Here is a 16,014-nt window from a genome sequence, read left to right as displayed (position 1 = left end):
TCGGGCGGCCGAGCGCGACGAGAGGGGAACTACTGTGAAAAAGGTGGATGGAGCGGGCAAGCTGGCGCGATGCGTGCTTGCGATGGCGCTGAGCATGTCGCTTAGCCTCTTTGCCGTGCCGGCGTACGCGCTGGAGGCTCCGGCGGCTGGTGGGTCGGGCGAAGTGGAGGCTCCGCAGCCCGCGGTGCCCGCGGGTGACGAGGTGTCGGGCGCTGTTGGCGGGGAAGTGGCGGGCGTGCCTGAGCCTGAGCCTGTGGCGCCTGAGGCGGGAACTTCCGAGGGCGGTACTTCGGAAGACACCGCGCCTGAGGGTGTGGTTGACCCGCTGGCAAAGCCTGAGGTTCCTGAAGTGCCGACCACCCCGTCTGATCCGGAGATGCCTGCGCCCGCGCCCGCACCGGAAGGGGTGTTTGCGCTGTCGCCCGGATGCGCTCCCACGCGCGTGCTTGATGTGGCCTCTTGCTCGCAAGCCGACGGCGCGCGGGTGCAGCTGTGGCGTTCGAACAAGAGCGCCGCGCAAGCTTTCAGCTTTGTTGCTGACGAAGATGGCTACGTTGAGGTGGTTTGCGAAGGCACGGTTAAGGCACTTGATGTGGAGGCCGGGCGTGCTGAGGAAGGCACGCTCGTGAACCAGTGGACGCGCAACGGCACCGACGCTCAGCGGTGGTGCCTTGTTGCGGGGCCCGCTGAGAACACGTATGTGCTGGTGAGCCTCCTTGATCCCACGCTTGTGCTGGCGGTTCAAAGTGGGGCCGATGCCGATGGCGCACGCCTTGTGCTGGCGAAGAAGACTGATTCGGCGGCTCAGGTGTTTACCCTGTATTCCCCGAACCCGGTGGTGCCTGGTGGCGAAGCGCTCACGGCGGGCATCTACACGCTGGTGAATCCCGCGTCCGGCAAGGTTGCCGACATCGCGGGTGGCTCAGATACCGATGGCGCGGCCGCGCAGCTCTGGGAGCGCAACGGCTCCCTGGCGCAGGCGTTTTCGGTGACGCCGAGCGACGAGGGCTTCTACGAACTGCGTTCGGTCAGCTCCGGCAAGCTGCTCGATGCCGATGCGGGCTCCCTCGCTCCCGGTTCGCGCGTGCAGCAGTGGGGGCGCGAGTCGGCGCTGAACCGCCAGTGGGCCTTCAAGGCGCTTCCCGAGGGCGGCTATGTAGTGGTGTGTCGGGCCAACGGCCTCGTGCTTGATGTGGCCGGCGGCGCCACCGCCAACGGCACTGCTCTGCAAACCTGGTCGGCGAACAACACTCCTGCTCAGGCCTTTATGCTTGAACCGGTGACGGAACTTCTGCCCGAGGGCTTCTGGTCGCTGCGTGCGCGCACGGGTTCGGCTCGTGCATTGGAAATAGCTGGTGGCTCGTTTGCCCAGGGTGGTGGCGCTCAGATATGGTCGTGGAACGGCACGCCCGCCCAGCGTTGGCGCGTGGCAACGTATGAAGATGGCACCGTGAGCCTGGAAGCGCTTTGCTCGGGAATGCTGTTGACCCAAAGTGGCTCCAAGGTTGCACAGACGTTCGCTCCTGAGGGCGTGCCTGCCGCCTCCCAGCGTTGGCGTGTCGAGGCTGCGCCGCTCGGTGGCATTGCGCTGGTCAATGTGGAATCCGGCCAGGCCCTCGATGTGTCCGGCGCGGGCGACTGGGATGGGTGCCCCCTCGGCGTCTACGAACCCAACGGTACGGCAGCTCAGGCGTTCGCGCCCAGTCGGGTTGACCAGATCGCCGGCGAAGGCTGCTACGAGATTATCTGCGCTGCTGACGGCCGTGCGCTCGACGTGACGGGGGCTTCCCGCTCCAACGGCGCCAACGTGCAGGTGTGGACCCCCAACGGCTCAGGCGCTCAGAAATGGAACGTGTACGGTGCGGGTGGTGGCTACTACGTCATCATCAACGCCCGTTCTAAGAAGGCGCTTGATGTGCGCGACTACGGCGTTGAGCCCGGTACCAACGTGCAACAGTGGGCCAAGAGTGGCACGGATGCCCAGCGCTGGCGCATCGAGTACGTGGGCGGCGGAAGCTATCGCTTGGTGTCTGCCTGTGGCGACCTCGCGCTCGACATTGAGGGCGCGGGCGGCTGGGACGGCGCCAACGCGCAAACGTGGACGCCCAACAACACGCCTGCTCAGTCATTCCGCATGGTGCCCACGACGTATATTCCCGAGGACTTCACCGATCTCATCGGTTCCTTCACCACGTACTCCACTAATACGTTTAACGGTACGTACAACATGCAGCGCGCGTTGAACTCGTTCAACGGCGTTATCATTCAGCCTGGGCAGACGCTGTCGTTCTTCGGTACGGCGGGTCCGTGCGGGGCGGCTCAGGGATACTTGCCGGCGGGCATCGTGGGCGGCATCGGCTACGGCGGTGGCATCTGCCAGGCTTCCACGACGCTGTATGGCGCTTCCATCCGCACTGGCCTCACCATTGTGCAGCGCCGCAACCACAGCGTGCCGTCCACGTATGTGCCTATCGGCCTCGATGCCATGGTCGATTACGGCTCATCCGACTTCAAGGTGCGCAACGACTTCGACTTCCCCGTGAAGATTGTGGTGTCTACGCCCGGCAACACGCTGACGTGCGAAATGTACGGCATCCGCCCCGAGTGGTTCGACTACATCGAGCCCCAGTCCTGGTACACCGGCCCCAGCACCGCCGCCGCCCAACGCACCTACTACAAAAACGGCCAAGCCATCCGCGTTGATGGTTTGCCGAACTCGTACTACTGGTAAGAGGCAAAGCGCTTCCGCGCTATTATGACGAGGGCTCTTGCCTGCACGATAAACATAACTAAAAAGGTAATCCACGTAGGGGCGCTTCACGAAGCGCCCTTTCGCGCGCCAGCGCGAAAACCCAGGTCGCGTCACACTTTTGCGCACTGCTCGCCGCGAAGAAGAGTGACGCGCTAACGCGCTACTAATTACGCCAAGCATCGAGCACGACGGTTTCACCTTCTGCATCTAAATGATGCGGTAGGTATCCCTGATCAATTCAATAATCTCTTTGTAGGACGCAGGGATTCCCAACTGCTTCATGTTTACTTCGTCGTTGGCAATTGTGTTGCAGAATTCCGTCATATCCGCTGCGATTGTTGTTGGAAGATCAATGCAGTGGCCAGGCCTTAAGAGCTGAGCTAGTCTCAGAACGTCGTTCTTGTGCTTCTTCAAATCACGGGAATCAACGTGTTCCCCGCATGCTTTTCTTTGAGAGAGGTCAAGAAACGCCTTCGCTTTGAACGGTATGAGACCGGTTTCGTCCAGTACGGCAACGCCATTTACAACCTTGCGGCTTTCTTTCATGAACCCGTAGTAATCCTTGTCTAAAAGGATGGCTGATAAGCTTGATATTTTGTCATCAATGGGAAGGGGCGCTACGGCAATCTCGGCATCTTCGTTTATGAAGTCAGGTGCCGCGCTAAAGATTTCAATCATGACGGGATAGCTAAGGTCGGAGGGCTCCGTGAAGCGGTAGAAGTGGGCGTGTGTCGAACCCTTCCATCCGCAACGATAACCCCCTGTTTTCACGAGCCGCCATACTGCTGCAGCGGTTTCAGGGAGACGTCCCTCTACAAGAAGGACCATGTCAATATCTTTTGTGGCACGAAAATCAAAGTCAGCGTCCCGCAACAAAACATCGCATGCGGTTCCGCCAATAAGCGCATAGCAATCCTCGAGCCCTGCCATGTGCTCTTTGAAACGATCCAAGCCTTTGACTTCGTGTGTTACCATAGATTCTCCTTGTTGAACAGGACGTTTAGTTCTTTTTCAATTCTCTCGTCTTCCATGCTGGCAAGTGAAAGGGCTAGAGACACGTTGTCGATAGTTTTCCCGCCGGCGACAAGTGGCTCGTAGCGCCACACTTGGAGCTCGATAGTGTCATTGTCGTCTATCTCGCCCTCCAGCACCTCCGTGAAAGCTAAATTTTTCAGCCCCTTTTTGGATACCGCTTTGCACACAATTGCTGGAACTGCAAGCATGGATCGTTCGGCTAAGGCGGTCTCGCCGGCGTTGGGTAGCGCATCGAGTGCCGCGCTGCGTTTGGCGTAAAGCGTTCGACTGACGGGGGAGGACAGCAAGGATTTCGCGGCTTTCAGCAACTCGCTTGTGTCACGTTCGCATTTGAACAGCAGTGCTCTTCCGCTTTTCTCGCGGACAATGAGTTCCTGCTCGTCGAGTTCTGCCAAGGCTCGAGACACGTCGCTCGCCGTGAGGCCGCTCACTTCTTTCAACTCTGCGGCGCTTGCGATCTCGGGATGCGCGACGAGGGCAACGAAGGCGGCTTGAGCCCGAGAAGACAGGCGGCCTTCCCGGCGATATTTCTTCGGCTCCCTTGCTGTTGCTGCCAGGGCGAAAAAGGGGAGAAAAGCCTGAACGTCAGGAACAACGAACGGCACCCCTTGCGCAACGAGTGCCTTCCTCTGCCGCGCATCTAGTGTTTCGCTGACAATAACAACCGGCAGGTCGGTGTATTTACCGAGTTGCTTGTGGACCCTCTTGATGCTGGGGAGACTTTCCTCGCTTTTTATTGTTGCAGCAATGAACGCGATGTTGTTAACTTCACAGCGCGTGTACGATGCCGCACGTGAAAGGAAAAACGGAAGGCCGTCAGAAGGACGCCAGTTTTCACAGGCAATCCTTAAGCCGAGCGCTTCATGAAGGTATTTTTCGAGTTCATTCATAGCATTCCACCAAGTTTTGTATAGTTGCTAATGAAATGAAAGTATACTTTACTTTTGAAAACAATAAATGGCCATTTGCTATCCAAAATGGCTTGTTGTTGCTCTGTTGTCCAACATGTGCTGTAATTTTTCAAGCATTCCTGTTGGATTTTGTAAACGTGTTTTCCAAAATTGCCCCCTTTGCAAAATGGAAACTGTGGCTATACTGTCGAATATATCCATCCCGGGCACTAGTCTGGGGAACTCGGCATGTACGCATGCTGAGCACGTTGTAAACCGAAACGAAGTGAGGAAGCGATTACCATGCGGCTGACAAGCAATCGCACACACGGCAAGGCAGCAAAGACCGCTGTCTCTGTCGTCCTGGTCGCGAGCCTCGCGTTTTCGGGTACGGTAACAGCCTTTGGTGCTGAAGCCGAAAATCTCCGGGGGGGGGGGGCTTTCTGAGCCTCTAATCTCCCAAGGAGATACCCAAGGCGCGACCTCCGCCGGATTACCTAGCACCTACACCCCTGCACTTGATTCTCAAACCACAGGCGCTCTGCCTCTTGTTCAAGGAACCCCCAAAGCAACTCTTGGCACCTTTGTGTCCGAAGGTCTTATCTTCGAAGTGAACGAAGACGGTACGTCCGTTTCTCTTGTTGGCATCCACGCCACCGATCTCAAAACCATCTCCGTCCCCACCCAGGTAGCTAGTGGTAGTGACACCTATACGGTGACTACCCTCAAAAACCTTGCGGGGGGGGGGGGCATTCACTGACTCTTCTGTAGAGTCACTCTCCCTTCCCGAAACAATCCAACATATCGACGACGGTGCACTCGTAAACTGCCCGTCGCTCAAGCATGTCCAAATAAGCCCCAAGTGTGAGGGCTTTGTCTCGTTTGACGACATGCTCTTTACCAAAGACTACTCGCAACTCCTGCTCATTCCCGAGGGCAAGGAGGGCGCTGCTTCTCTCCCCGACCAGACCACCCTTGTCCCTGCTGCTGCATTTTCCCGGTGCAGCAGCCTCTCTCGGCTCCTGGTCGGGGACAGTGCCACTTACACTTCCTATGATGGCATCCTCTACAGCAAGGACCTGAAGACCCTGATTGCTTGCCCTGCAGGCATTGGAGCCTCCATCGTGATTCCCGCTGAGACAGAAACCATCGACAAGGATGCTTTGTCTGGCTGCAAAGACCTCGCATCCATCACCGCTTTGGGTAACGTCCAAAAGATCGACGCCACTGCGTTCTCCGACGAAACCAAAGCATCAGCAGTAGTTGCCCTCCCAGCAGGCGAGGGCTACAACACTCGCAAGTCAACCTGGGAGAGCGCAGGCTTCACCAACTTCGTTGCGCCCGCCAAGCCCGGCGCAACCACAAATCCAGACACCACCACCGAAGCCGCTAGCCTCACCTACACCCTCCTGGACGACTACACTCTCTCCGCCTCTTGGCAAGGCAAAGACGATCCGCAAGCCAACCTCGAAATCCCCGCATCCGCCGAGATCAACGGCGTCCCTTACCGCGTAAGCACCATAGCCGAGAACGCCTTCGCCAACCGTGGCTCTCTCACCAGCGTTAAGCTCCCCACAACCATCACCACCATCAACAACGGAGCCTTCGCCGGTTGCGCCAACCTCTCAACCATCGAGTTTCCAAACACCCTCCGCGAGATAGGGGAGCGCGCCTTCGAAGCCACCTCTCTCAAGGATGTATGGCTTCCCACCAGTATCAACTCCATCGGCTCCCGCGCCTTCGCCTCCTGCTCATCACTTGAACGAGTAGTAGCTCTCGGCACCCCCGAAGTGGCCAGCGATGCCATCGCTGGCTGCATCAACGTCTCGATCTACGTCCCCTCTGGTTCCGAAAACTCCTGGAACCCAGGCCTCCCCTCGGACAACAATCACCTCATGCCTTACGGCATCACCCTCTCCGAAGAACCTCTCTCTATCGAAGCCGGACAAGAAGCTGACCTCCTAAAAGACGGCAACCTCCAAGCCCCCGATCCCGTTGAAACTTCCTACTCTTACGCTGCCTCACCCTTGTCAGTCGATGCTGGCACCGTCTCGGCCAAGAAGGAAGGCACTTCCGATGTGACGGCCGTCCTCTCCTTGGATGGCATCGAACTCACCCGCGCAACCCGCACCGTAGAAGTCTCTCCAAATCCCGATGCTGAGGGCGCTATTGTTCAGTTAAATTCCGAGGTACGTCTTCCCGCAGTCTATCTCTCCGAGGCCAGTAGTAATCAAATTAATGTTTCGGCTCCAACGCAAGTAGTACTCGGAGAGGCAAGCGGCTACGACGTGGCTACAAAGCCCGATTGTGCTACTGGTATGGCGATCTTTAAAAACAACTCTACCGGTCAGCCCGTGCAACTCGCTAAGGTAAGCTGCGACAGCGTTAGTATAGACAGTAATATCGAAGCGAATCCCAGTGCTACAACAGCCCTTAATCAACAAAGGCTTTTTAGCCTCTACCCGCAAGATAATGAGGGCTTTGCCGTAAATTTCGGCTACGGAGATAATGTAAACACTGTTGTTCCTAAAGACAAAAATAACTTTCTTATTACTCCAAACTCTTCGGTCCCTTACATCTTCCGCTTGAACCTAACCAATAAGCCTGACCTTGCAGATGCTAGGGTAAAAGAAGGTGTTGCCGACAATGGTGCAACCTTAAAGACTCTTGCCACTGTGACGTGTACCTTTGAGGGCTTTGTACCAGTTGGACATGGCGATAAGGGCGCTAATTTCTATTTAGAAAATACTTCGGTATCCCCAAGTCAGGTCTACTCCCTCGCTGAAGTCAAAGAACATGCCAAAGATATTTCTCAGAAGGGTAAAGATTCTCTTTACTACAGCATGTACGAAAGCTTTATTAAGGACGACGGTAAGTATGTCTGTAAGACTACTTGGTATGACGATAAAGGTGATAAGTCACACCCTTATGGTTTGCGCATCATCGGGATTAACCATGATGAACTGGCTACAAAGTCAAATGATGGTCGTACTGTGGCTGGTCTAACCTTCCAATTTATAGACGTACTGAACTTTGAATATCCCATGAAGACTGCGTCTGGTTTTGGAAACTCTGGCGGATGGGGTATGAGTGAACTTCGAGAAAGAATGAACCCAGGTGATGGCTCAACGTCTGGCGTTGCTGATGATGACATTGTCTGGAATATGGTTCCGAGCGATCTTCAGGATTCTATTGAGGTTGTTGCGAAACGCTATGGAGGGTATTGGGACAGTACGGCTGACTCGGTGTGGTCTTCAGAGGACAAACTTTTCCTCGCTAGTTACAGTGAACTTGTGGGTGTTATCGATGAAAGCTATAAGAACAAGTTATGGCTTTCTCAAGAGGGAGACCAGTATGCCTACTATGTAAACAAGGTGGATACCTACTCTGAAAACGAAATCCTTATGAAGCACTATCAATGGAACGATTGGGAATCTGCGTGGTGGCTGCGTACTGTCGATCCTGATAACAGCACTAATTATCTTTGCGTTGGTGAGAAAGGCAAAGTAAACGACAGTCATGATGTAAGTCAAAACTGGTCTATTTGTCCGTGTTTTTGTCTCTAATTTAGTTTTGAGCATTCTAACTTAGTCTTTATAGCAACCTGCATGAGTTAATTATCGGAAGGGATGCCAACAAGCATGTCAAGCAGGAATAACATATCAAACGCTTCCAGGCTCGCCCGGTGTGTAGCCGCGTGCATCTTTGTCTGTATACTCGTTTTGACAGCTCTGGTATCCGTTCCGGCTCTTGCGGCGGATTCTAACAGTGTTGGCACGGCTGTTGGCATACGTATTACGGATTCGTCTAATTCTCAGTACCAGTCACCAACTGGTTCCACCAATATAGGTCTTCGTGTAACCAACTCTAACAGCACTAAACCCATCAAGGTTTCTGTTCAATTCTTCGGCAATGATGGCACTTGGAGCGATGGCGCTCAAACTAAGACGGTTGACATTGAACTCCTTAAGCCCACGGTGCCTCCTGATATTGAGAATCTGTCAAGGACAGGATACGAATTCGATGGCTGGTCCACGACACCAAAAGGAGAGGCCGTAAGTCTGCCAACATCCACCGTGGAACCTGCCATGTGGTTTGCTTGCTGGAAAGCCAAGTCCTATCAAGTCACGCTTGATCCAGACGGAGGTGAGGGCGGCGATACCTCGACAACTGCGACATATGATGCCCCTATGCAGCATGTGACAGTGCCAAATGATAAGGATGGTTATATCTTCGCTGGCTACTTTGATGACCAGAACAAGCAGTACTACGACGAGGAAGGTAATAGCAAAGCCAACTGGGACAAGGACGACAACAATGTCACTTTGACCGCTCACTGGACGTTGAAAATAGATTTCACTTTCCCAAGTGAAGCTCTTGTTCAGATTGATGCTGCGGGCAACGTTACTGGTCAGGAGAACTTTTCCTTCTCATCCGGAACCGTTAAGTCCCTCAAGATTACTGCGGTAAAGGGTGTACCAACCAGCAGTGCTGCCTCACTTTTTGCTCAGGGTACTATCCCTGATGGACTTCGCGTTCTGCTTACTCCGAAAACAGGATCTGACGAGGAAGTGAGAGTTCCGCTTACTTCAGCCGATACGTCCATACCCAATGGCGGCTGGACTTTAGCTGCGGGGAGCACTACCAATCCAACCACATTTGCGGTGGATTTCAGTCTGTTTCTTCCTAGTGGTACCCAATTGAACTACTTCCCAGAAGGTGATGTTGCTGTTGCTAACCTCTCCTATGTGGTGGAAGCGGTAGACGCTTCCTAGGTTCATTCACCTACTCGCGGCAGGGGCCACCCGTCCTGTCGCATAACCCGCAGGCGCGCTTTCCCATCACGGGCGCGCCTGTGTGGTTTTGGGCCCTGCGTCTCTGCCGCGTGAAAAAGTGTGACGCGCTTCGCGCTACTGATTACGCCAAGAGATATTCGCGTCCCTCGCATTATGACGCGGGCGCTCATTTGGACGATTTCTTGCTGGCGCCGCACGGGATTCTTCGACTACGGCGCTTCGCGCCTGCTCAGAATGACATAGGGGGCCGGTGGTGTTGACGTTGTTGCTCTGGTCAATAAAGATTCGCGTCTGTGTTACGCAGGTAGAAAATTTCTACATGACCTGCGTTTTCGCGCTTCGCGCGAACGGGTGCTCTGGAGAGCACCCCTACAGAGTTTGACTTACCTGGTTGTCGATGGTAGATGAAAGGTATCCTGACCTGCGTTTTCGCGCTTTGCGCGAAAGGGCGCTTCGTGAAACGCCCCTACGGTCAACCTGCCTATCCTCCTGGATAACCTGGCTATCCCCTGATCAACCTGCCTATCTGGATAACCTGGTTATCCTCCTGGACAACTTGGCTATTCCCCGGGAGAACCTGTCTATTGGTAATGCTTTCCGGTTAATTAGTCCGCGTCATAAAGTTGGGGTAGATGGGGTGTCTTTGGCTAAATAGGTAGCGCGTAAGCGCGTCACTCTAGTGGAGCCATGTAGGCTGAAGGGTTTGGGAGGGTTCTTGGCGCTTCTGAGCACCATCTTTTTGCGCCCTTAGGGCGCATGCTAAAGCATGAAGGAGCGCAGCGCACGAAAACGTCCTTCCGCGCAAAGCGCGAAAGGACGTTTGAGCAGCGGAGCGGCGTGCCAAGAACCCTCCCAGGCCCCCAGCCGGACAGGTTGAATCCCTTCTTCATTTCCTCAGTCGTGGATGATGCGGCGGATTTCTATGCGGCCGGCTCCTTTGGAGGAGAGGGGGACGTATTGGCAGTGGCCGCCGAAGTCGGGCTCTTCGTAGATCATTCCGTTGCCGGCGTAGAGCACTACGTGCTCGGGCAGCAGCGGGTTGTAGTTGGGCCACGAGCCGAAGTACATAAGAATGAGGTCGCCCGGTTTGGCCTCGGCGAGCGAGTTCACATGGTAGCCATCGTTGATCTGGTAGTACGTCTCAAACCCGATGTCGATGCCCAGCTGGCGATACACATACCACGTGAACGACGCGCAATCCATGCCGCCGTCCTGGGGATACACACCCAGCCAGACATAGGGAACGCCCAAAAGCGAGCGGGCGGTGGACATGAGCTTGTTGATGGCGCCCGCGCGATCGAGATCGCCGTTGGCGTTATACCAGTCCCAGCTGCCGTCGGCGCGCTTGACGGCTCCCTCCGGGGGAGCCACGTAGGTCGTCGGCACCATGCGGAACGACTGGGCCGGGGTGTTGTTGGGTGTCCACGTTTGCGCGTTCGCGCCATCCCAACCGCCGGCGCCCTCAATGTCAAGCGCGAGGCCACCGCAGGCTGACACCAGGCGATAGGTGCCGCCACCTGCGTATTCGATGCGCCAGCGCTGGGCGTTGTTGTTGCTCTTGGCCCACTGTTGAACGTTGGTGCCGGGAGTTATGCCGAAGTCGCGGACGTCGAGCGCCTTCTTAGAGCGGGCATTCACGATGACGTAGTAGCCGCCGCCCGCGCCATACACGTTCCACTTCTGCGCGCCTGAGCCGTTGGGCGTCCACACCTGCACGTTCGCGCCGTTGTCCCGGGATCCACCGGTGACGTCGAGCGCGCGGCCGTCAGCTGCGCAGATAATCTCGTAGCAGCCCTCAGCCGCAATTTGGTCAACGCGACTGGGCGCGAAGGCCTGGGCCGCCGTGCCGTTGGGAGTGTACGCCCCAAGCGGGCACCCGTCCCAGTCACCGGCACCGGACACATCAAGGGCCTGGCCGGATTCCGCGTTCAGAAGCGCAATACCACCGAACGGTGCTGCTTCCACACGCCAGCGCTGGGTGGGGGAGGGCGCGCCAGCTGCTGCGGGAGCCTGCACCACCTGCTCACCGCTTTGGGTAAGCAGCATTCCCGAGCAGAGTGCTTCCAGGCTCACGGTACCATCGCCGTATGAGGCCACGCGCCAGCGCTGGGCGGGCGTGCCGTTCCATGACCATATCTGGGCAGTGCCACCCTGATCAGGGGAACCCGCCGCTATTTCCACCGCGCGTGCCGAACCCGTGCGGGCGCGCAGTGTCCAGAACCCCTCGGGTAGAAGTTCCGTCACCGGCTCAAGCGTGAAGGTTTGCGCCGGCGTACTGTTCGCCGTCCACGTTTGCAGGGCCGTGCCGTTGGCGGTTGCCCCACCAGCCACATCAAGCACCAGGCTGGTGGCTCGGCACATCAGCACATAGCCGCCCTCGGGAAGCGCCTGGAAGGTCCACTGGCGGTTCGTGGCCGACTCGCGTCCCCACTGCTGCACGCGCGATCCGGGTGCGGCAGAGCCCGCATCGGCATCAAGTAGCTTGCCGGAGCACACCGAACGCAGTTCATAGAACCCGTCACTGCTGCGCGTTACCGAAAACGCCTGCGCCAAAGAGCCGTTGCGCTCCCACAACTGCGCGGCCGCGCCATCGGCATCAGAAGCCCCTGCGATATCAACCACCTTACCGGCGGCAGGGTTGACCAGCGTATAGATGCCCGCAGGAATCACGGCAGAAGCAGCTTCTTCCTGCGCCTTCAGAGCCTCTTCGGCTTCAAGCAACTCTTCGGAGGGCGCTTCCGGCTCAAGCGCATCAGGCGCACTCCCCGCTTCTGTTTCCACCTCTTCGCCCTCAGAACCCGCATCCACAGCGTCACCATCAGGCGCGATGGCATCCCCACCCACCTCAGGCACTTCAGCAGGCTGGTCAGTTTGGCCAGCAGGTATCTCGGGCGTGGCGGCAGCGTTCTCCTCCGCAAAGGCAAGCGGCGTGGACGAGACGCACAAAAGAGCCGCCAGCGCAAGCGCAAGCAGCTTCGCGGCGGGACGGCGTGATGAGGACATGGTGGTGCTCCTTTCGCGTGAACCTCTCCATTGTAGTGTAAGGGAGAGATGTGCTAGCTGTGTAACAGCCGCGTAAAAGGAGCCGCCAGACGGTGGGGGCACGCGTGCGGCGCCAAAGCAGCGGTGCAACCCGCACGCGCGAGAAAGGGAGCTTTACGAGGGATTTTCGTCCTCAACGAACACGCCTTCTTGCTTGAACACCGTGGAAAACGTCTTGAAGAATATTTTTACGTCCAGGGCAAAACTCATGGTGCGCACGTACTTCACGTCAAGCGCCAGGCGGTCGTGCCACGGCAGCGAGTTGCGGCCATACACCGCGGCGTAGCCTGTGATGCCGGGCTTCACGGTGAGCTTGAGCGCCTCGTCTCCCTGGTAAAGTTCGGTTTCGCGGCGCAGGTCGGGGCGCGGGCCCACCACCGACATGTCGCCCTTGAGCACATTCAGGAACTGGGGCATCTCGTCAAGCGAGGTCTTGCGCATAAACGCGCCCACACGCGTCATGCGGGGGTCGTCGGCGCCGTTGTACGTGGAGCCGTCGGGCATGGTCAAATCGGGCGCGTTCACCTTCATCGAGCGCAGCTTGTACATTTTGAAGTCGCGCCCGTCCTTGCCGACGCGCGGCGCGTTGTAGAACACGGGCCCCTTGTCTTCGAAGTGAATGAGCGGCGCCAAAATAGCAATAATTAGCAGCACAAAGGGGAGGGCGATAATGCCCACCACCAGGTCAAACACCCGTTTTCCGAACCGTGCGTACATCAGCTCACGCCCTGGGCTTCAAGTACGTGAGCTGCGCGGCTCAAGGCCGCGGCCACGTAGTCCACGTCGTCGTCGGACAGCAGCGTGTGCAGCGGTAGGGTCACCTCGTTTTCGTACTGCGCGAGCGCGTTTGGGAACGAGGTAATGTCGAATCCGAGGTTGCGATACGCGGTCAACAGGGGCAACGGCTTGTAGTGCACGTTTGCCGACACGCCGTCTTCGGCCAGGTGCTCAATGAGCGCGTTGCGAAATGCCGCGGACTTGCCGGGCAGGCGTACCAACATGAGGTGCGCGCTCGAAGCGAACCCGCCCGCGTCGGCGCGCTGGGCTGCATCGTCGGCTGCGCCGGCGGCACTCACGCCCGTTGCGTCCTCGAAGTGGCGCAGCACCTCCGCGCCTGTGCCCGCAAGCGCAGCTTCGTAGCGGGCCACCAGTTCACGCCGCCGCGCCAACAGAGCAGGGTAGCGGCGCAGCTGAGCGAGGCCAAGGGCGGCCTGCATGTCGGTCATGTTGCACTTCCACCCGGGGAAGGCAATGTCATATTCCCAGGCCCCGGCCTTGGTTTTCGACAGCGCGTCCTTCGTTTGGCCGTGCAGCGACATCAGCATGAGGTTCTGGTACAGCTCATCGGAATCAAAGAGCCCCGCACGCCATGCCAGTGCGCCGCCCTCGGCGGTGGTGAGGTTCTTCACGGCATGGAACGAAAACGCGGAAAAGTCGGCAACCGACCCGGAGCGCTGGCCCTTGCGCGTCGCACCGAGTGAGTGGGCGGCGTCGGCCACCACGGCAACGCGGCCAATCGCGCGCTGCATGTCGTTCGCGGGTTGCCAGCGGTCGCGCGCCTCTTCCAGCACGGCAAACAGCCGGTCGTAATCAATCATGCGCCCCGCGATATCAACGGGAATCACGGCGCGCGTGCGCTCGGTGATGAGCCCGGCGAGCGCGTCGTAGTCCATCTCATAGGAGCCGGAAGCCGTGTCGCACAGCACGGGTGTCGCACCCACGTGGCAAATCACCGAGCACGAGGCGCTGTAGGTGTACGCGCTCGTAATCACCTCGTCGCCCGGCCCCACGCCCAGCGCGCGCAGGGCGCATTCAAGCGCGGCGGTGGCCGAAGAGAACGTGGCCACGCGCTCGGCGCCCGTGAAGTCGGCCAGCAGACGCTCAAACTCCTTGGTTTTCGGACCGGTGGTAATCCAGCCGCTCTTCAGCGCGTCAACCACTTCGTCAATCTCGGCCTGCGTAATGTCGGGCGGTGAGAACGATATGCGTCTGTGCTCGGTCAAAACTTAGCTCCTTGTTCGTAGCGTGTAGCGTGTGAACAGCCTGCTCAGAGCGCTGTCGGGCCATGAGCGGGCGCGTGATAAGCGTTTTTCGGTGGTCAAAGCAAGGTGCGCAGCATGTCAACGATTGTCTGGTAGGAGTGCGGCTGATCGAACTCGCGCTCGGCCACGGTGCGCGCCTTTGTTCCCATGATTTTGCGAAGCGAGGGATGGCCCGCCAGTTTCGCCAGCTCATCGGCCAGTGCGCGGGGGTTTTCAGCCTCCACGTTCACACCGAAGCCATCGGCGGTCACCTTCGCGCGAAACTCGGGGCTTGACCCTGTGTTGATAAGGGGGTTGCCGCTGGCCAGGTAGTCGCCAATTTTCGTCACGATGCTTTGCGCTGCGGACTTCACGAGCGAGTTCACCGTGATGTCCGACGCGCAAAGCCACGCCGCCATCTGCTCGTACTTCATATAGCCGAGGAAATCCACCGGTGCGTGCGTCTCGGCGGCCAGCGCTTCCAGGCGCGCGCGGTCGGGGCCGTCGCCGAGCACCTTCACGCGTACGGGGGGAAGTGCGGGCTGGCCGGCAGCCGTGCGCTCTAGGCGCTCCTGCTCCAGCAGCGCTGCGGCTCTCACCAGCGTGGCAAGGTCGTAGCTTGCGCCCAGTGTACCCGCGTAGGTTGCCCACACTTCGCCCGCGGGCTTCTCCACTTCGGCGGCGTGCGCGTGGGCGCCGGCATCAAAGGAGGCGAGATCGTTGCCTACATACACGGTGATATGGGGATACGGCTTCTCACGATCCTTCGCCGGTCGCGCCGCGTATTCGTCAGACGTGCCCACCGCGGCCGAAAGCAGCTGGTAGACGCGTCGGGCATCGCGGGCAAAGGGGTAGAACGCGATGTCGCTGAGCACGGGCACGTCCACTACCATACGCATGGCCTCGGGCCACAAATCGTTGATGTCGGCCACAAAGGGAATGCGCTGTTCCTCGGCCCATTCGGCGCACACGCGCGCCACATCGTTCGGCGGAATTTCGGCATAGATCAAGTCATAAGCCCCCGCCTCGCGCTCGAAGTGCGCGCGCAGGTTTTTGGCGGCCGTGCGGTGGCTGAGGATGCGCGCCAGGTCGAGGTTCTTTTGGTACCCCGGTTCCTCAATGAACACGATGCGGTAGGGAAGCCCCTGGTAGCAGGGTTTTGAACAGTCGCGCTGCGCCTTGTCCCAGTGCTGGAACGTGGAGGTGATCAGGTCAACCTCGAAGCCCTCGCGAGCCAGCAGTTCCGACAAAAAGCGAAAACGGGTGTAGCCCCGCGTCTCGTCACCGAGCTTCACGCCCATGGTGACCACCGCGATGCGCTTCGCCGCGCGCGGGCGCGCACCGGGGCGGGGAAGGGTTGTCTGCGAGTCGTTGGTATCCATAACCGGGCTATTATAGCAGGATGGGCGCTCATGCGGCCAAGAACCACCCGACGCCCATTCCTCGCGGGCGCGGCCGCGGGGAACGCGGTGCCACCC

At 58.3% G+C, this 16,014-nt stretch carries 10 protein-coding genes and 1 pseudogene; 5 read left to right on the top strand and 6 right to left on the bottom strand.

What is annotated here, in order from left to right; all coding sequences use genetic code 11:
* Positions 1-34: 34 nt before the first annotated feature.
* Positions 35-2,731 carry an RICIN domain-containing protein gene (locus QNJ86_RS10070; protein WP_283832491.1) on the top strand — a complete coding sequence of 899 codons (2,697 nt, stop codon included), beginning with the start codon at positions 35-37 and terminating at the stop codon, positions 2,729-2,731.
* Between the two features lie 228 nt (positions 2,732-2,959).
* Here QNJ86_RS10070 and QNJ86_RS10065 read toward each other — a convergent pair whose 3' ends face one another.
* On the bottom strand, positions 2,960-3,727 hold the full coding sequence (locus QNJ86_RS10065; RefSeq protein WP_283832490.1) for a hypothetical protein: 768 nt from the start codon (positions 3,725-3,727) through the stop codon (positions 2,960-2,962).
* Complete coding sequence (locus tag QNJ86_RS10060) at positions 3,721-4,677, bottom strand: MarR family transcriptional regulator (RefSeq protein ID WP_283832488.1); 957 nt, start codon at positions 4,675-4,677, stop codon at positions 3,721-3,723. Before QNJ86_RS10060 ends, QNJ86_RS10065 begins: the two co-directional genes overlap by 7 nt.
* Before the next feature lie 586 nt (positions 4,678-5,263).
* Here QNJ86_RS10060 and QNJ86_RS10055 point away from each other — a divergent pair.
* From QNJ86_RS10055 to QNJ86_RS10045, 4 genes and pseudogenes are all read left to right on the top strand, one after another.
* Positions 5,264-5,437: a hypothetical protein gene (locus tag QNJ86_RS10055; RefSeq protein ID WP_283830937.1), complete on the top strand. Its 174-nt coding sequence runs from the start codon at positions 5,264-5,266 to the stop codon at positions 5,435-5,437.
* A pseudogene (locus QNJ86_RS13925) lies at positions 5,412-5,489 on the top strand (hypothetical protein); the annotation flags it as partial. The gene QNJ86_RS10055 and the pseudogene QNJ86_RS13925, both read left to right, overlap by 26 nt.
* A 78-nt stretch (positions 5,490-5,567) precedes the next feature.
* Entirely contained in the window at positions 5,568-8,243 is a 2,676-nt protein-coding gene (locus QNJ86_RS10050; protein WP_347278124.1) for a leucine-rich repeat protein, read from the top strand.
* 75 nt (positions 8,244-8,318) lie between these two features.
* Positions 8,319-9,452: an InlB B-repeat-containing protein gene (locus tag QNJ86_RS10045; protein WP_283832486.1), complete on the top strand. Its 1,134-nt coding sequence runs from the start codon at positions 8,319-8,321 to the stop codon at positions 9,450-9,452.
* A 915-nt stretch (positions 9,453-10,367) separates the two neighbouring features.
* Here the strand turns inward: QNJ86_RS10045 and QNJ86_RS10040 are convergent.
* From QNJ86_RS10040 to QNJ86_RS10025, 4 genes are all read right to left on the bottom strand, one after another.
* Complete coding sequence (locus tag QNJ86_RS10040; protein WP_283832485.1) at positions 10,368-12,476, bottom strand: RICIN domain-containing protein; 2,109 nt, start codon at positions 12,474-12,476, stop codon at positions 10,368-10,370.
* Positions 12,477-12,629: 153 nt separating this feature from the next.
* Positions 12,630-13,232 (bottom strand): sugar transferase, encoded by a 603-nt coding sequence (locus QNJ86_RS10035; RefSeq protein WP_283832484.1) that lies wholly within the window; start codon positions 13,230-13,232, stop codon positions 12,630-12,632.
* Complete coding sequence (locus QNJ86_RS10030) at positions 13,232-14,518, bottom strand: DegT/DnrJ/EryC1/StrS family aminotransferase (protein WP_283832483.1); 1,287 nt, start codon at positions 14,516-14,518, stop codon at positions 13,232-13,234. The genes QNJ86_RS10035 and QNJ86_RS10030 overlap by 1 nt, the downstream gene beginning before the upstream one ends.
* 95 nt (positions 14,519-14,613) lie before the next feature.
* Positions 14,614-15,918: a glycosyltransferase family 4 protein gene (locus tag QNJ86_RS10025; RefSeq protein ID WP_283832482.1), complete on the bottom strand. Its 1,305-nt coding sequence runs from the start codon at positions 15,916-15,918 to the stop codon at positions 14,614-14,616.
* Positions 15,919-16,014 lie beyond the last annotated feature (96 nt).

This window comes from Gordonibacter faecis (assembly GCF_030077735.1).
GTDB lineage: Bacteria > Actinomycetota > Coriobacteriia > Coriobacteriales > Eggerthellaceae > Gordonibacter > Gordonibacter faecis.
This window is presented reverse-complemented; position numbering and strand designations above follow the sequence as displayed.